Origin of the sequence: Bacillus sp. V59.32b, assembly GCF_003429085.1 — a bacterium.
GTDB lineage: Bacteria > Bacillota > Bacilli > Bacillales > DSM-1321 > Peribacillus.
On record NZ_QVTC01000032.1, the window covers coordinates 1 to 16,694 of the forward strand.

Consider the following 16,694-nt stretch of genomic DNA (forward strand, 5'->3'; position numbering starts at 1 on the left):
AGTCTTCGCGCCTGGAACGTTGATCAACAGGCTTTTAAACGTTTACTTTGGAACGTTCCTAAAATCTATTTTAAAATTGAAGTTTTCTGCCATTAAATTTCATTTGGGAGCCGAAGGTTAGAAAAAATGAAAAGAGGGGAATAAAAAGGGGAAATCGAATTTACATGACCAGGGAGAGATTATTATGGGCACAAATACAGAAATCAGACAGTCCGAACGGTTCGAAACAGCATTTAATCGAATTCATAAAGCACTAATGAAGACAGTCAAACATGCAAAAACCGATAAATTTACTGATTTGGTGTACAAAGGGAAAAATCATGCATTCATCCGCTACTACGAAAAAGACCTTTTCCAGTTTGCCAAATTGCGGAACGCACTCGTACATGAAAAGATAGATCAAGACTATTATATTGCTGAGCCCCACTTGGACATTATCGAGAAAATTGAAAGAATGGCAGAAGAATTCGAAAAGCCCGAGTCCGCACTGTCGGTCTCAACCAAGCCGGTCGATTACTTTCATGAAGAGGACAGGCTGGCGGATGTACTCGCTGTAATCAAAAAGCATTCCCATACGCGATTTCCTATCTACAACAAAAACGGGGAATATGCCTGGTTGTTAACGTCCGCGGAAATTGTAAAATACCTCGCTGAACACTTTGATGATGAAAAAATGAATTTGAATAAAGTGAAAGTAAAAGAGCTCTTCAACGAAAGATTAAATCACAATATTGTCTTTGTATCCCAAGATTGCGGCATTTTTGAAGTTGAGGATATATTTGAGGAATACCAGTCTAAAAATAAAAAAATAGAAGGGGTCATCATAACGAAAACCGGTTCTCAAAAAGAAACCCCGAATGGGATCCTCACATCATGGGACCTGCTGGAAGTAGAAATCAGCGAATGAATCTGGCTTCTCCTGACCAGCCAGGAGAAACCATCAATCTAACAATCCCAGTGATTTTAAACCGTTATATACACCGGAATCCATTACGGATGTCGTTTTATGTTTGGCGAAAGAAAATAGTTCCGGCATACTGTTGCCCATGGCGAAGCCTTCTCCTACGGCGGCAATCATCTCTTTGTCGTTCATCCCGTCACCGAAGGCAATGGATGCCTCGATCGGTATCTGGAGTTCTTGGAGCAGAGCATTGACGCCTGTTCCTTTATGTACACTTTCACGAATAACATCGAAACAATGCCGAAAACCTTCTACATTCACTTGGGAAAGGTTGATATCCTTTTCACCAAAATAAAGATCTGCATCCCTTTCGTTAGTGGCAATGATGGTCATGCCAAGTATATCGTCTGACACGGACCGGGTGTATGGTTCATTTTGATATAAATGAAATTGTTTCTTGAATGCCTCAATGGAAGGGCTGTACATATTCGTAAAATGGTTTTTTGAGCTTGAGTACAGGACTAATTCGTGATGGTGCTTTTTGGCTGTATCAAGAAAAGATATTACAGATTCACGGCTCATCGGTTTTTTGAAAATATCTTTTCCTTTGTAAATTGCGTAAGCCCCGTTATACCCGATGAATGAATCAATATGTAGTAGTTGTGCAATTTCGGTTATTTCATGAATCGGCCTCCCGGTGGCCAGGACCGTTTCGATCCCTTTTTGTTGCAGCTCTGTTATCGCTGCTTTAGTGGATTCCTCAATCGTATGGACAGGTCGCATAATCGTACCGTCAATATCTAAAAATAAAATTTTATATGGATTCATGGTGCCACTCCTCTTAAATGCATGATTCATTATTACAATCCCCGCTTCTTGGAAACACGATACCATAATTTAAGACATGCAGCTATCCAAAACTTATCTTTTTGATTTTTTGATTCATTATTAGTTCATGATGAGAGTAACCTTTCAGTATAGCTGAAAAGCGTGAGAAACCTTGGGTTTCTCACGAATGAACCAATAATATAGTTTCTTATATCAAAACTATTTAAATAAGATTTTCACTTTCCTTAAATTATGCTACTATAACTACAGTGAAACATAGCTGAATAAAAACCCGATTATTCGGTAGAGGTTCTAGCTACCCTCTCAAAAAAACTAAGGAAAACAGGACTGCTTTCTTAGTGGTGCTGTTTTTTTGTTGGAAAGGATGTTACAAGAAGCATGAAAACTGAAAAAGCTGTCGTTGTCTTTAGCGGAGGCCAGGATAGTACAACCTGTTTGTTTTGGGCTAAAGAGCGGTTTGCAGAAGTCGAGGCGGTGACCTTTGACTATGATCAAAGACACAGTCTTGAAATCGAATGCGCGAAAAATATTACTGAGGAGCTTGGGATTAAACACCATATCCTGGACATGTCCTTATTAAATCAATTGGCTCCCAATGCGTTGACCAGAACGGAGATAGAAGTGAAAGATGGGGCAGAAGGCGTGCTTCCGTCCACATTCGTTCCCGGCCGCAATTTATTATTTCTTTCATTCGCTGGAGTGCTGGCACGGCAAATAAACGCAAAACATCTAATAACAGGTGTCTGTGAAACAGATTTCAGCGGCTATCCCGATTGCCGTGACATTTTTATCAAATCGTTGAATGTCACGCTGAATTTATCGATGGATTACCCTTTTGTCATTCACACGCCACTTATGTGGCTTGATAAAGCAGAAACATGGGGCTTAGCAGATCATCTTGGTGCTTTTGATTTTATCCGGGAGAAAACGCTGACGTGCTATAACGGGATTATTGCTGATGGCTGCGGTAAATGCCCCGCTTGCAGGCTGCGAAAAAATGGACTTAATGAATACATGATTAAGCGAAAGGAGTTATTAAGATGATGTATGGCTTTAGAATTGTCGACAAACTCCAAAAAATAGATGAAGATATCAATCGTACTCAATTGAGATACCATTCAAAACGGGTCCTTGTCAGCAAGGAATTCACTTTTGATGCGGCGCACCACCTTCACTGTTACGAAGGGAAATGCAAAAATCTCCATGGCCATACATACCGGGTTATTTTCGGGATCAGCGGCTTTGTCGATGAGCGCGGTCTAATGATGGATTTCGGGGATATCAAAGAGATTTGGAAAAATGAGATTGAAATATTCCTTGATCATAAATATTTGAATGAAACTTTGCCGTCGATGAATACGACTGCTGAAAACATGGTCGCCTGGATTTATGAAAAAATGTCAGGGGCACTGGCCAACAGGAGCGGTAATTATGACGGGGCAAGAGTGGAATTTGTAAGGCTGTTTGAAACTCCGACAAGCTATGCGGAAGCAAGACGGGAGTGGATGGAGGATGAGTAAGCTGCCAATCATGGAAATCTTCGGCCCGACGATACAAGGAGAAGGAATGGTAATCGGTCAAAAGACGATGTTTGTCCGAACAGCGGGCTGTGACTACTCCTGTGCATGGTGCGATTCTTCCTTTACTTGGGATGGTACCGGAAAACAAGATATCATCCAAATGGAACCGGAAGAGATATGGTCAGAACTCAAAAAGCTCGGAGGAAATGGATTTTCCTTCGTGACAATCTCCGGGGGGAATCCCGCACTTTTAAAAAATCTAGACGGTTTTATCGATATCCTCCAAGAAAATGACATAAAAATTTGTTTGGAGACCCAAGGTAGCAAGTGGCAGGACTGGTTTCTGAAAATCAGTGAGCTGACAATCTCTCCAAAGCCGCCAAGCTCGCATATGAAGACGGATTTTATCATGCTGGACACGATCCTAAAAAAGCTGGAATACAGGGATCCCGGCCATTCAGTAAGTTTGAAAATTGTCGTTTTCGATGATCAGGATTATGAGTATGCTAAAGAAGTGTATCACCGCTATCCAGGTATTCCTTTCTATTTACAGGTCGGGAATGATGATATCACGACATCGAACGATCAGGAGCTGGTGGGTCGGCTTTTGCATAAGTATGAGGAACTTATCGAGAAAGTAATCGCTGACGAGAAACTGACAGATGTGAAGGTACTACCTCAACTGCACACTTATATTTGGGGCAACAAAAGGGGAGTATAGTAAACGTCATTCGATGTTCTCGATTGTCATGTGAATTTTTAGGAGCATTCAAACACCCGGAAAACACTTAAAGCTTCTTTCAAGACTTTTTCCACTGGAAGTTATACAATAATGTTATACACACATCACGTACTGCTTTAACTACCAGTATATCCTGGGAGGAGATACAATGCTTACATCCAAGATAACATTAGTGAATCAACAACAAATCGAAGACATATTAAAAGAAATCGTACGGTCTGCCTATGAAGAAGTGAAAGAAGAAAGAATGATGCTCTGTATGGAATGCGGAGACGTTGATTTATATATAGCTACTACTAATCATGAGGAATTTCAGGAAGCCATTAAGGAAAATTTTGAACTCGATGAATTCGGGGAAATTATGGACCATGACAAATTTATGGGGCTGATGGAAGACCTGCATGAATGCTACGTCGAACTTTTTCAAACATCAGGACTCTTCGATTATTTTCCATCGGGGTTTTATCAAGTGAATGGGGAAAAGGTCTTTTCCGAAACAGATATGCTCGCACCGAAGGGCATTTTCTTCGCCCCATTTGACGAAGCGAAAATAAACCCGTAAGCAATCCATAAGTAGAGAGTTATCTGTTGAATGAAAACACATTTATCAAAACGAGATGAATGTGTTTTTTTTACGCAAACCATTATTTGAAAATTCAGAGTTCAAGTTGATTCTGGTAAAATAAATAAAAACAGGAAAGTAGGAGGTTAAGCAATGACTCTATTGCATGGATTAAAAGTATTGGATTTTTCAACCTTGCTGCCGGGTCCATATGCCACAATGATGCTCGCTGATTTAGGGGCAGAAGTGCTTCGGGTGGAATCACATGTCAGGGCAGATGATACGAGAAGCTTTCCTCCTCTTGTAAACGGGGTATCGGCCGCCCATTCCAACTTGAACCGGTCGAAGCAATCCATCGCTCTTGATTTAAAAAAGGCAGAAGCTATTGAAATTGTAAAAGAATTAGTGATGGACCATGACATAATTTTAGAACAATTCCGCCCTGGCGTGATGGAAAGGCTTGGGATAGGGTATGAATCGTTGAAGGAAGCCAATCCTGGAATTATTTTTTGTTCATTGACCGGCTATGGTCAATCAGGCCCTTTTCGCAATAGGCCTGGACATGATATCAATTATTTGTCAGTATCCGGAATTATGGGTTATTCCGGCAGGCAGGATACGGGTCCTTCATTGCTGGGCACCCAGGTTGCCGATATTGCAGGAGGTTCACTGCATGCCATTATCGGTATTTTATCCGCGGTCATCTATAGAGAGCGGACGGGAGAAGGGCAGTGGGTTGACATTTCAATGACGGACAGTTGTTTTGCGATGAATACGATGTTAGGCGCGGGTTTTGTCGCAACTGACGAAGCCCATCCCGAAAGAGAAAGCATGCTATTAAATGGAGGAACCTACTATGATTTCTACCAAACGAGTGATGGACGTTATTTTTCCGTAGGCAGTCTGGAGCCGAAGTTTCTTATTGCACTGTGCGAAGCAATCGGCCGTCCTGAATTGGTTCATGGCACGGATTCGGACTTTAAAAAGACGCTTAAAGAAGTATTTCTCCAAAGAACGTTTACTGAATGGAATAGTATCTTCGCGAGTATTGACGCATGTGTAGAACCGGTCTTAGATTTTGGAGAAGCATGCAATCACCCGCAGATCCAAGCAAGAGAGATGATAACGGAAGTTCCTGATAAGAACGGAAATAGTCAAAGGCAAATCGCCAATCCCGTTAAATCAACTGCTTTTAAACCGGTTTATTCTCATATCGGTTCGGATTTAGGGGAGCACACGGACAAGATATTAGAAAAGCTTGGAAGGAATTCTGAAGAAAAAGAAGCATTACGGCGGAGCGGCGTTATTTCATAAGGTGTCATTCTGGAAATTGTGTTTTTGTAGCCGAAATTTTGGTTTTGTAGCGAATTTATATCATTTTGTAGCTGGAATACAGACTTTTGTAGCCGAAATTTCTTTTTTGTAGCGAACCCGAATATTTAATTACTTTCATATAAACAGTTCCGCCCTTTTCTAAACAACATGAAAAATGGATCCTGCCACGTATATGACAGGATCCCTAAGCTTAATACTAGATATACCGAACTACATCCTCTACAGGGAGACGGCTCGATTGGAAAGCAGGACCGGCTGCCTTTCCTAACGCGATTAATACGATAGGGATATAGCGGTCGGAAACGTCAAATCTTTCAGCGAACCTTTCTTTATCAAAGCCGCCCATCGGTACAGTGTCATAGCCTCTTGCCTTAGCGATCAGCATAAGCTGCATCGCAACGAGTCCGGCATCAAACGATGCGATATTTTTCCTTGTCTCAACAGGAGCATGCGGGTACGTACTATTCGTGCTGTCGATCAGGCGGCGCATGTTTTCTTCATCCATATAGCCCGCTTCGTAATTTGCCCGGTAGATTTTTTCAACACTTTTATACATTTCAGTATCGCCCAAAACCGCAATGATTGCAGACGCAGTTTCGATCTGTTCCTGATTGTTTGCAAGTTCTCTTAATTCTTTTTTAGCATGCTCATCTTGAAAAACGATGAATCTCCAAGGCTGAAGATTGCTTGATGAAGGTGCAAGCGTTGCTTCCTCGAGCATTTCTTCAATTTCTTCCCTTGCAATTTTATGATTTGGATCATATTTCCTAACAGAATGACGTTCTCTGATAACGTTTGACAAACTTGTATCGGTTAAAGACATGGTTGAAAATCCTCCATATTTTAATTTCACTTACTAAAAGTAAGCAGGGTAATGAGCTTACTATTAGTATGTGCTTTAAGTCAAACAGAATGCTTGAATAGCCCTGGTTATAAAATCAGCCATCTTGTTTTTCCAAAATATTTCATTATCTAAAAATCATCATAAATAAAAAAAAGAGACATACATCTTCAATATATACGAGGTTTTATTTGGAAAGAGACAAAATATAAAAATAGTATTATTGAATAATAAAGTGACCAATCTCATAGACATAGATTGACTTTATTCTGTCTCTCAGAATATAATTCTATTATATCCACAATAGGTTCAGAATTTTCATAAGCTTGAAATTGCTCTGAACTACTTAATTTTTACATATATACCAGCGGAATGGAGGGTAAAATTTGATCGAATTTAAGGAAGTAAATAAATACTATGGTGATTTTCAAGTATTGAAAGACATTAATCTTTCGATCAAAAAAGGCGAGGTTGTCGTAATCATCGGGCCTTCTGGTTCCGGAAAAAGTACAATGCTTCGCTGCATCAATCATCTTGAAACAATCACGAATGGTGTATTAACCGTTAATGATATCTCAGTTGCAGATAAAAAGGCGGATATCAATAAGCTAAGACAAAATATCGGGATGGTGTTTCAGCATTTTCATCTGTACCCGCACAAAACGGTGCTGGAGAACATCACGCTTGCACCTATGAAAGTTCTCGGAAAATCGGATAAGGAAGCGAAAGAAACAGCCAGGTTTTATCTTGAGAAAGTTGGGATTGCTGAAAAGGCGGATGCCTATCCATCCCAGCTTTCCGGTGGTCAGCAGCAGCGTGTTGCGATTGCCCGGGGGCTTGCGATGAACCCGGAAGTTATGCTGTTTGATGAACCAACATCTGCGCTTGATCCTGAAATGATCGGCGAAGTGCTTGATGTTATGAAGGCTTTGGCTAAAGAAGGGATGACCATGGTGGTTGTCACTCATGAAATGGGCTTTGCCAGAGAAGTCGCAGACCGGATTGTCTTCATTGATGAAGGTAGAATCCTGGAGGAAGCAACACCGGCTGAATTTTATGCCAATCCCCGTGAAGAGCGGGCAAAGCTATTTCTCAGCCGTATTTTAAACCATTAAACAACAGGGGGTAATGTATCTTGAAGAAAAAGAACTTTTTTAAACTGGCACTTATTTCGCTGATGGCTGTCTTGATTTTGGCTGCCTGTGGCGGCGGAGATGATGAAGCTACAAGCGGTGGGGGCAATGAAGAAAAGGATGCTCTAGCACAGATTAAGGATCGCGACAAAATCGTTATCGGTGTAAAACACGATACTCGATTGTTCGGATTGAAAAACCCGAGCACTGGTGAAGTCGAAGGATTTGATATTGATATCGCAAAAGAAATTGCGAAGGAAATCCTAGGGGATGAAAGCAAAGTTGAGTTCAAGGAAGTAACGTCCAAAACAAGAATTCCACTCCTCAACAATGGAGATATCGATGCGATTGTGGCTACAATGACGATTTCGGAAGAACGTAAGAAAGAAGTAGACTTCACCGATGTTTACTTTGAAGCAGGGCAGTCTCTTCTTGTAAAAAAGGGCAGCAAAATCAAAGGAATTGAAGATTTGAAAAAAGGAACAAAGGTTTTAGCCGTTAAAGGTTCCACATCTGCCATCAATATTCGTGAAAAAGCTCCTGAAGCAGAAGTATTGGAATTCGAAAACTATGCAGAAGCGTTTACTGCATTGAAAACTAAAAAAGGTGATGCGTTAACTACAGACGATGCAATCCTTTATGGTATGGCCGAGGAAGATCCGTCTTATGAACTTGTGGGGGGTACTTTCACTGAAGAGCCGTACGGAATTGCCGTGAAAAAAGGGAACACAGAGTTGGTTGATGCAATTAACGATGCTTTGAAATCCATTAAAGATTCAGGTAAATACGAAGAAATCCAAAATAAATGGATTAAAAAACAATAAATATTATCTTTATTAATCAGGATGGGCGCATCGCTCATCCTGATTAATTAGGAGGCGATAACACATTGCTTGATTTTACAATTCTCACTGGAAATTTAGATCAATACTTAGAAGGTTTTAAAATTACAGTCACTGCCAGTCTGATCGCCCTTGTGGCGAGCTTTCTGCTTGGAACCCTAATTGCTGTTTTTCGCATAGCGCCATTTAAGCCTCTAAACTGGCTCGGTACGATGTATGTAGAGTTTATCCGAAATATTCCGCTGTTGATCATTGTATTTTTCTTTTTCTTTGGTCTAGGTTTCTCTGGATTGACTGCAGGGACGGTTGGATTGACGATTTACACCTCTTCATTCATTGCGGAAGCAATCCGTGCGGGAATACTTGCGGTACCTAAAGGGCAGATGGAAGCTGCCCGTTCATCAGGATTATCTTATGGACAAACAATGCGGCTCATCATCTTGCCTCAAGCTATCAAAATAGTTATTCCACCACTTGGCAACCAATTTATTAATCTCGTTAAAAACTCTTCTATATTAGGAATCGTCGCCGGACTGGATTTAATGTACCAGGGCGATTTGATTTCGTCCCGAACGTTTGTAGTCTTTGACGTATATATTTTCGTTGCCTTATTTTATCTGATTCTTACCATACCATTAAGCCTTGGCGTTGGTTACTTGGAAAAACGCCTGGCTAAGAGTAATTGAAGGAGGTGCCACGATGGATTTCATTGGTGCTTATTCTCCCGACCATTTAACATTTTTGCTTGAAGGCTTCTGGGTTACGCTTAAGGTGGCATTCATTTCAATCATTTTAAGTTTCATAATCGGAGGGGCAATTGGTACGTTGCGTTATGCGAATATCCCGGTAGTTTCACAGATTCTCGCAGTCGTTGTGGAGACGATTCGTAACCTGCCGTTGTTATTGATCATATTCTTTACATATTTTGCTCTTCCGGAAATCGGCATTAAATTGGAAGTCACCTATGCCGCCATTGCCGCATTAACGGTATTCGAATCTGCGATGTTATCGGAAGTCATCCGAAGCGGATTGAATTCCGTCGAGAAAGGGCAGATGGAAGCAGCGCGGTCATCCGGACTTTCTTATATACAAACGCTCCAGCATATCATTATGCCACAGGCCCTAAGAAGAATGGTACCGCCAATCGTCAGCCAGTTTATCTCCTTACTGAAGGATACTTCATTGGCTGTTGTAATAGCATTGCCGGAACTTATGCATCATGGCCAGGTTATTTATGCCCAGAAAGATTCTTATATCATTCCGATTTTTGTCATTGTGGCGATCATGTACTTTGTCGTGAATTTCGCACTATCCCAGATTGCCCGAAGATTGGAAGTTAAGAGAGCATAACAAAGATCTGACTCGAACCTGAGTCAGGTCTTCTTTTGTGATAAATACCTCATTATTAAAAATTAGTAACAATAATTAAGCGATGATGGAAAGTAGTAAACATAAGAAACATGTCAGAGAGCTGATGGATGGTGTAAATCAGCATGGTTCTTTTGTTGAATGGGCTTTTGGGACTGACTTTTAGTAAGTCCCGGCGGAGAGTCTTACCGTCACAAGAGTCATCGTATTGAAAGCCAAGAGGTTTCTGTACGTTTTTTGAAGTTCGTTATGTTTTCATAAACGAATGCAGGTGGCAGCATGGGTCTTCCGTCCTTTTTATAGGGATGGAAGGCCTTTTTTGCTTTCTGAATTCCATTAATATCTGTAGGCAAATTAGAAAGGGATGATGGAGGGCTCGGCTGGGGAGAAGCAAAGAAGGAGTTGCTTAAGGTGATCGATCCTTTTGTTTCTAAACCTAGGGAGCAATATAATAATCTTATGTAAACTGGATAGAGGCTTAATGAAATTCTGATGCCGAAGCTAAAAAAGCGCGAATAGGTAACAAACCATTTTTACCTGAAATCAAAAATAATTGGAATCCGTTACTGATCATTTACGCTCCTGCCTAAAATGGTTCACCTCCCAAGCCTATCAGTGCATATGCTTATAGAGGAAGGTAGGGAGATCTCGAATGAAAATCTTTAATAAATATAATAACCAAAGTGCATTATCATCTTGGCAGCTGGCTGCCCTTGATTCATTCTCTGAAAAAATGAGTGATTCAACTAAAATGTTTCCCTGTATTCCGGCAACGCAGGGTTTTGCCCTTAATCAGTTACGCTATGGCTTTGCCGGAAAACCGGGTGAAGAAACGACATCAGCGGAAGTGGCCGCCCTATTAAAAGAATTTACGATACAATCAAGGGAATTCGGCAATTATACATCGTTGATCGTCTTTTTAGATACTCCTGACGAAATGGTAGAGGATGGCTCTGTTGATTATTTTGAAGAATTATTCTGGAAGCTTTTAAACCAAATGGCTGCCATCGATGAAAAGGAATGGGTGGTTCCCATTCCTTTGGATCCTGAAAATTCCTTATGGGAATATTGCTTTCATGGTGAGCGATATTTCATATATTGTGCAACACCTGCTCATGTGAACAGGAAAAGCAGGCATTTTCCCTGTTTTATGCTAGCCATCACACCAAGATGGGCTCTCACTAATTTTGATCATAATAGTAAATATGCCAATAAAATCAGAGATAATATTAAAGCCAGATTAATAGAATATGATTCCATCCCGCCTCATAGCAGTTTAAACACTTACGGTTCAGCTAATAACTTCGAATGGAAACAATACTTTCTGAGAGATGATGCAACCTCACTCGGTTCCTGTCCATTTTCACGGAAAAAGTAGCGCTGGGCAAAATGGGAGAACCAGCATTAAAGCGGTTATTTGGATCAAAGATTTACATTACCAACAGAATATTAAACAGAGCGGCTGTTAAAATATCTTATTTTTTGTTTGGTCTCTTTCATGTATGATAAGGATTAGAAGTGTATTTATTGACGTAAGCAGGTGAAAGGTAAAGTGATTCACAGTCTCAAAAATAATAAATTGAAAATGGTTTTAATGGCATCTTCCTATCTTTTATTTTCGATCTATCTTCTACTATTAATTTACTTATTATTTTTTGGTTTTTACCGGCAATCAGTAACTGTACAAGATTATAATCTAGTACCTTTTAAAACGATTATGATGTATATTTCTCATTCCTCCCAGTTTAATCCCGGAATTCTGTTCAATAATCTTGCAGGGAACGTATTGGCATTCATGCCGCTCGGATTCTTTATTCCCTTGTTACTTAATCGGGAATTCACGGTATTAAAAATTATTTTTCTCACATTCACTGTCTCGCTTTCTGTGGAGTGCGTTCAGTATTATTATCAAATTGGCGGTTTTGATGTCGATGATATCATCCTCAATACAATTGGGGGAATGGCCGGTTTTTGGGTGGCCAAGCTAATTTTTCACGCGAAACAAAGAGTATTCAATCCATCGAAATGAGTGTATAGGTAATATTCTATAAAATGATTGATGAGGTGGAGTGTTGATGATTACCATTCAAAAAGCTGAACCCGAGCATGTAGAAGGAATAGCAAAGGTTTGCTCCGATGGTTACCGAGCTACCTATCAGGAAACCCATACCCAAGAATATATTGAAAGAATCATATCCGAATTTTATAATCACGAGCGGATTTTGAAGGAAATCTTCGAGCGGCAGCCTGGGTGGAATGGCTGGTTTGTTGCTTTGGAAGAAGGAATCGTAGTAGGGGCAGGGGGCGGAGGAATGACTGGACCGGCAACAGGTGAAGTGTTTGTGCTCTACCTAGACCCGCAAAGAAGGAACGAAGGCATCGGCACGAAATTATTAGCCACTATCACAGAGGAACAAATTAGACAGGGTGCGAACGAGCAATGGGTTTCCGTTAGCAAAGGGAATGATAAGGGCATCCCATTTTATGAGGCTCGTGGTTTTGTCAAAGATTCCGAGAAAAGTTCATACGGTAATAGCGAAGGTGAAGATTATACTTCGCTGCGATATCGCAGGGTTCTTTAAGAGATGAAATCCGGCTAAAAGCCGGATCTTATATAATCTAATAAAACGAAATGAGCCAGCCGCCGATTGCCCCGGCAACGACAACAAGCCATGCAGGGACTTTCCAAAAGGCAAGCATTGAAAATAAAAGCGCTGATAAAGCAAAATCCTGTGGTTTAACTATCGAACTGGTCCATATAGGATGATAGAAAGCAGCTAGTAAAAGACCAACAACTCCAGCGTTGACGCCCATAAGTGCACCGTTGATACTAGGATTGCGGCGGATGCTGTTCCAAAATGGCAAGGTGCCGATAACCAGCAGATATGCTGGCAGAAAAATCGCCACTGTCGCAAGCAAGCCACTAGACCAGCCGCCGATCACTGTGCCAATATAAGAGGCAAATGTAAACAAAGGACCAGGAACTGCTTGAGCAGCTCCATAGCCTGTCAAAAACGCATCTTCGGTTAACAAACCTTCCGCGACAAATTCGCCTTCCAATAACGGAAGCACAACATGACCGCCTCCAAATACGAGCGAACCGGCTCTATAAAAACTATCAAACATGGCGAGCCACCGGATATCGAAAAAAGCACGGACAATCGGAAGTGTAATCAATAAAATAACAAAAATGGATAGACAAATAGCTCCGGCTTTATATGAGACTGGACACTTTAACTCCGTTTCAGCAGTATTGTCTTGATTTCTATAAAGCAAAAACCCGGTTATGCCGGCCAAGATAATGAAAACAATCTGAGTTATAGTCGATGGCCATATCAAAATACCAATCATGACAAATAAGGCAATCGATTTTCTTGGGGCATCAGGTGTCAGTGTTTTCGACATTCCCACTATCGCATGGGCTACAATCGCAACGGCCACAAGCTTTAAGCCATGAATAAAACCACTCTCGTTAAATGCGAAACGATCAATGAATAACGCGAAGATCATCAGAGCAAGCATGGAAGGTAGCGTGAATCCGATAAAAGAAATCAAGCCACCGAGCATGCCTCCACGTATTGTACCTATGCCAATGCCGACCTGGCTGCTGGCAGGACCGGGAAGAAACTGGCACAGAGCTACCAGGTCCGCATATGTCTTTTCATCCAGCCATCTTCTTCGTTTAATATATTCTTCATGAAAATAACCCAAGTGTGCGATTGGACCACCAAACGAAGTGAATCCCAGTTTTAAAGAAACGAAAAAGATCTCTATTAATTTTTTTACTTTCATGTATGTATTCTCCCAAGATTTTAATATGAATTCATTTAAACTGTAGCAGAAAAGCGAGGTGAAGGGTAAAAGATTAAAAAAAGTTTACAAATCATTAACATGGGAAATTATGCTTTTTTCATTACAGATATACTCCAATATTACTGGTTCATAACAATGAAATTACATATATTAAAACGAACTTTATACCCGCATATTTATTTATTCATAGAACGAAAGGTTTAGCAAGCAAGGAAAAAGGGTAATTTAGAATGATTACATATAACCAGTAATTTAGGGAGGGTTTTTGCATGTTGAATATTGATATTGATCAATTATTGGAAGCTACAGCCGAAATTGCTGACGATTATTCTTTAGAGTATAGCAAAGTGGATATTGATCAACTCCTCGATAATACGTTGGATTGGTAACGAAGCCGGGATAAAGCCCCTGGCTTTTTTTATTTCTTATATTCTTATTAAGTAGTAAAATAAAAGCATCGAAACGAAAAGCTTAGGTGAATACAATGCATGAACAGGACCATTTATCCGAATTGACGATATTAAAAGGAATAGCGGAGACATTGAATGAAGGGACCGATTTGACGTTGGTTCTGAACGATGTTTTAGCCAAGCTTCTGGAAGTCACCGGCTTCGAAACGGGATGGCTTTTTCTTTTTGACGAAAAAGATGAAGTCAGGATGATCACCTCGAGAAATCTGCCCCCCGCGCTTCTGAATGAAACAGAACAGCCGATGTGCGGAAATGATTGCTGGTGTGTGAAACAATATGAGGACGGACGGCTTCAAAAGGCTACAAATATTATTGAATGCAAACGTCTGGAGGAGGCCATCAAGCATAAGTGGGGAGAAACAAGAGGGCTTACTCATCATGCCACAGTGCCTTTGCGGTCCGGGAATGAACGCTTTGGAATCCTGAATGTCGCTTCTGCAGGAAAAGGCCGTTTTCAAGGTGAAGAACTGGCTTTGTTAGAGGCTATTGCCTTCCAAATCGGCAATACGATCAAACGGATACGATTAACTGAACAAGCAAAAGAAATTGCGTTATTAGAAGAGCGGAATAGACTGGCCCAGGATTTGCATGATTCAGTCAGCCAACTATTGTATTCCATCATTCTGATGGCAAAAACCGGTACTGTCGCAGGAGATAAAGAAAAGAACAGTGAAATCTTCAAAAATATCCAAAGCATAACCCGACATGCTCAGGCAGAAATGAAAGCGCTCATTTGGCAACTGCGGCCGAAAGGGCTTGAGAAAGGAATCATAAGTGCTTTGGCCGGTTACAGTGAAATGTTAGGTTTGCATATGGCCAGCACAGCAAACGGGGTCGTAGTATTGCCAGCACAAATTGAGGAAACGCTTTGGCGGATTGGGCAGGAAGCAATAAATAACTGCCATAAGCATTCCGGCATGCGTGAAATCTCTTTTGACTTCACATTTAAGCCCAATCTTGTTGAAATGGTCATCGAGGATAGAGGCTGCGGTTTTTCTTACGACGCCCAGGTTGACCTGCCTTCGATGGGCTTGAGGAATATGAAAGACCGAGCTGAAGCCCTAAATGGACAATTCAGATTATTAACAAGCCAAGGGAAAGGAACAGTCATCTCTGTTTCGATTCCCTTTTAGGAGGTAGTAGCTTTCATGACAATCAGAATTTTAATTGCAGATGACCATCATATCGTCAGAAAAGGTTTAGTTCTTTTTCTACAAACACAAACAGGGATTGAGGTAATCGGTGAAGCGGAAAACGGATTGATCGCAGTCGAAAAGGCAAGGGAGTTGAACCCTGATATCATTTTGATGGATTTATCCATGCCTGTCATGGATGGGGTAGAGGCCACTCGAAAAATTCTTGGAGAAAATCCAGCCGCAAAAATAATGATCCTCACAAGCTTCTCCGACAAGAATCATGTACTTCCGGCGTTAGAGGCAGGGGCAAGCGGCTACCAGCTGAAGGACAGTGATCCTGACAAACTTGTAGAAGGAATACATAAGATGATCGACGGCAAAAACGAACTGGATCCAAAAATAACATCCCAGCTTTTGTCTCACTTGCAAGGAAAACATAATAAGGACTCATATGTCGATGAGCTGACCAATCGCGAAAAAGAGGTATTAAATGAAATCGCCAAAGGAAGGAGCAACAAAGAAATTGCTTCAGCCTTGTTCATTACTGAAAAAACGGTAAAAACCCATGTTTCTAATATCCTCTCGAAATTGAATTTACAGGACCGAACTCAGGCCGCTTTGTATGCGGTACGGAACGGACTTGATTGCTAACCAGTTTGGCAGGTCTTTTAAAGCTATGCTAGTGTCAAGAGGAGAAGTTATTTTTCCAGTCTAATAAAGCCCAGTATGATAAACATACCAATCCAACCAACCACAAGCACTGTTTGAAGAATAGTTTCAACCAACACATCATTCATGGAATTTCACTCCGTTCATTCATTTTTAATAGTGTTGGCAAACGTCTTTTTAATTATTTGTCGAGTTTTTCTATCACTAGGCAACCGCTCATATATTGCGATAATGGCTCATAAATTTGCATAACCGCTCATATATTCGGTTAATGGCTCATATATTCGGATAATGGCTCATAAATTTGGATAACCGCTCATATATTCGGATAATCGCTCATAAATTTGAACAATCGCTCATATATTCGGATAATCGCTCATAAATTTGGATAAGCGCTCATATATTCGGATAACGGCTCATAAATTTGGATAACCGCTCATATATTCGGATAATCGCTCATAAATTTGCATAACCGCTCATATATTCGGATAATGGCTCATAAATTTGCATAAC

Annotated in this window: 17 protein-coding genes, 1 pseudogene and 1 riboswitch; of the genes and pseudogenes, 15 read left to right on the forward strand and 3 right to left on the reverse strand. The window is 40.8% G+C overall.

Features of this window, described 5'->3' with window-relative positions; translation table 11 throughout:
• Positions 1–184: 184 nt before the first annotated feature.
• On the forward strand, positions 185–907 hold the full coding sequence (locus tag D0463_RS08560; RefSeq protein WP_117306989.1) for a CBS domain-containing protein: 723 nt from the start codon (positions 185–187) through the stop codon (positions 905–907).
• A gap of 33 nt (positions 908–940) precedes the next feature.
• Here D0463_RS08560 and D0463_RS08565 read toward each other — a convergent pair whose 3' ends face one another.
• A complete protein-coding gene (locus D0463_RS08565; protein ID WP_117306990.1) occupies positions 941–1,729 on the reverse strand; it encodes a Cof-type HAD-IIB family hydrolase in 789 nt (262 codons plus the stop codon).
• 300 nt (positions 1,730–2,029) lie between these two features.
• Positions 2,030–2,072, forward strand: a riboswitch (PreQ1 riboswitch).
• 41 nt (positions 2,073–2,113) lie between these two features.
• Between D0463_RS08565 and queC the strand changes: the two are divergent.
• The 5 genes and pseudogenes from queC to D0463_RS08590 all read left to right on the forward strand — a co-directional run.
• Positions 2,114–2,794 (forward strand): annotated as a pseudogene (queC, locus tag D0463_RS08570) (7-cyano-7-deazaguanine synthase QueC); the annotation flags it as partial.
• Positions 2,794–3,270, forward strand: coding sequence for a 6-carboxytetrahydropterin synthase QueD (gene queD / locus D0463_RS08575; RefSeq protein ID WP_117307006.1), 477 nt, complete (start codon positions 2,794–2,796; stop codon positions 3,268–3,270). The pseudogene queC and the gene queD, both read left to right, overlap by 1 nt.
• Positions 3,263–3,991 (forward strand): 7-carboxy-7-deazaguanine synthase QueE, encoded by a 729-nt coding sequence (gene queE, locus D0463_RS08580; protein WP_117306992.1) that lies wholly within the window; start codon positions 3,263–3,265, stop codon positions 3,989–3,991. The genes queD and queE overlap by 8 nt, the downstream gene beginning before the upstream one ends.
• Positions 3,992–4,160: 169 nt before the next feature.
• Positions 4,161–4,574 carry a hypothetical protein gene (locus tag D0463_RS08585; RefSeq protein ID WP_117306993.1) on the forward strand — a complete coding sequence of 138 codons (414 nt, stop codon included), beginning with the start codon at positions 4,161–4,163 and terminating at the stop codon, positions 4,572–4,574.
• Between the two features lie 153 nt (positions 4,575–4,727).
• Entirely contained in the window at positions 4,728–5,888 is a 1,161-nt protein-coding gene (locus D0463_RS08590) for a CaiB/BaiF CoA transferase family protein (protein WP_117306994.1), read from the forward strand.
• Between the two features lie 217 nt (positions 5,889–6,105).
• Here D0463_RS08590 and D0463_RS08595 read toward each other — a convergent pair whose 3' ends face one another.
• On the reverse strand, positions 6,106–6,732 hold the full coding sequence (locus tag D0463_RS08595; protein WP_117306995.1) for a nitroreductase family protein: 627 nt from the start codon (positions 6,730–6,732) through the stop codon (positions 6,106–6,108).
• Between the two features lie 404 nt (positions 6,733–7,136).
• Here D0463_RS08595 and D0463_RS08600 point away from each other — a divergent pair, with 404 nt between their 5' ends.
• From D0463_RS08600 to D0463_RS08630, 7 genes are all read left to right on the forward strand, one after another.
• Positions 7,137–7,865: an amino acid ABC transporter ATP-binding protein gene (locus D0463_RS08600; protein WP_117306996.1), complete on the forward strand. Its 729-nt coding sequence runs from the start codon at positions 7,137–7,139 to the stop codon at positions 7,863–7,865.
• A 17-nt stretch (positions 7,866–7,882) separates the two neighbouring features.
• Positions 7,883–8,707 carry a transporter substrate-binding domain-containing protein gene (locus D0463_RS08605; protein ID WP_117306997.1) on the forward strand — a complete coding sequence of 275 codons (825 nt, stop codon included), beginning with the start codon at positions 7,883–7,885 and terminating at the stop codon, positions 8,705–8,707.
• Between the two features lie 65 nt (positions 8,708–8,772).
• The gene (locus D0463_RS08610; RefSeq protein WP_117306998.1) at positions 8,773–9,411 is read left to right on the forward strand and encodes an amino acid ABC transporter permease; all 639 of its coding nucleotides are present in this window, start codon (positions 8,773–8,775) and stop codon (positions 9,409–9,411) included.
• A 13-nt stretch (positions 9,412–9,424) separates the two neighbouring features.
• On the forward strand, positions 9,425–10,075 hold the full coding sequence (locus D0463_RS08615) for an amino acid ABC transporter permease (RefSeq protein WP_117306999.1): 651 nt from the start codon (positions 9,425–9,427) through the stop codon (positions 10,073–10,075).
• Positions 10,076–10,745: 670 nt separating this feature from the next.
• Positions 10,746–11,471, forward strand: coding sequence for a YqcI/YcgG family protein (locus D0463_RS08620; protein WP_117307000.1), 726 nt, complete (start codon positions 10,746–10,748; stop codon positions 11,469–11,471).
• Positions 11,472–11,645: 174 nt separating this feature from the next.
• Complete coding sequence (locus D0463_RS08625; protein ID WP_117307001.1) at positions 11,646–12,122, forward strand: VanZ family protein; 477 nt, start codon at positions 11,646–11,648, stop codon at positions 12,120–12,122.
• Between the two features lie 46 nt (positions 12,123–12,168).
• The gene (locus tag D0463_RS08630; protein ID WP_117307002.1) at positions 12,169–12,675 is read left to right on the forward strand and encodes a GNAT family N-acetyltransferase; all 507 of its coding nucleotides are present in this window, start codon (positions 12,169–12,171) and stop codon (positions 12,673–12,675) included.
• 37 nt (positions 12,676–12,712) lie between these two features.
• Here D0463_RS08630 and D0463_RS08635 read toward each other — a convergent pair whose 3' ends face one another.
• A complete protein-coding gene (locus tag D0463_RS08635; protein WP_117307003.1) occupies positions 12,713–13,885 on the reverse strand; it encodes a chromate transporter in 1,173 nt (390 codons plus the stop codon).
• A gap of 505 nt (positions 13,886–14,390) precedes the next feature.
• Between D0463_RS08635 and D0463_RS08640 the strand changes: the two genes are divergently transcribed.
• Positions 14,391–15,509, forward strand: coding sequence for a GAF domain-containing sensor histidine kinase (locus tag D0463_RS08640; protein WP_117307004.1), 1,119 nt, complete (start codon positions 14,391–14,393; stop codon positions 15,507–15,509).
• Positions 15,510–15,524: 15 nt separating this feature from the next.
• Entirely contained in the window at positions 15,525–16,163 is a 639-nt protein-coding gene (locus tag D0463_RS08645; RefSeq protein WP_117307005.1) for a response regulator, read from the forward strand.
• The last annotated feature ends 531 nt before the right edge of the window (positions 16,164–16,694 follow it).

Excerpts from the sequence above, each read along its gene's own strand:
- D0463_RS08560 (WP_117306989.1), top strand. The coding sequence starts at position 185 with ATGGGCACAAATACAGAAATCAGACAGTCCGAACGGTTCGAAACAGCA.
- D0463_RS08565 (WP_117306990.1), bottom strand. The coding sequence starts at position 1,729 with ATGAATCCATATAAAATTTTATTTTTAGATATTGACGGTACGATTATG.
- queD (WP_117307006.1), top strand. The coding sequence starts at position 2,794 with ATGTATGGCTTTAGAATTGTCGACAAACTCCAAAAAATAGATGAAGAT.
- queE (WP_117306992.1), top strand. The coding sequence starts at position 3,263 with ATGAGTAAGCTGCCAATCATGGAAATCTTCGGCCCGACGATACAAGGA.
- D0463_RS08585 (WP_117306993.1), top strand. The coding sequence starts at position 4,161 with ATGCTTACATCCAAGATAACATTAGTGAATCAACAACAAATCGAAGAC.
- D0463_RS08590 (WP_117306994.1), top strand. The coding sequence starts at position 4,728 with ATGACTCTATTGCATGGATTAAAAGTATTGGATTTTTCAACCTTGCTG.
- D0463_RS08595 (WP_117306995.1), bottom strand. The coding sequence starts at position 6,732 with ATGTCTTTAACCGATACAAGTTTGTCAAACGTTATCAGAGAACGTCAT.
- D0463_RS08615 (WP_117306999.1), top strand. The coding sequence starts at position 9,425 with ATGGATTTCATTGGTGCTTATTCTCCCGACCATTTAACATTTTTGCTT.
- D0463_RS08620 (WP_117307000.1), top strand. The coding sequence starts at position 10,746 with ATGAAAATCTTTAATAAATATAATAACCAAAGTGCATTATCATCTTGG.
- D0463_RS08630 (WP_117307002.1), top strand. The coding sequence starts at position 12,169 with ATGATTACCATTCAAAAAGCTGAACCCGAGCATGTAGAAGGAATAGCA.
- D0463_RS08635 (WP_117307003.1), bottom strand. The coding sequence starts at position 13,885 with ATGAAAGTAAAAAAATTAATAGAGATCTTTTTCGTTTCTTTAAAACTG.
- D0463_RS08640 (WP_117307004.1), top strand. The coding sequence starts at position 14,391 with ATGCATGAACAGGACCATTTATCCGAATTGACGATATTAAAAGGAATA.
- D0463_RS08645 (WP_117307005.1), top strand. The coding sequence starts at position 15,525 with ATGACAATCAGAATTTTAATTGCAGATGACCATCATATCGTCAGAAAA.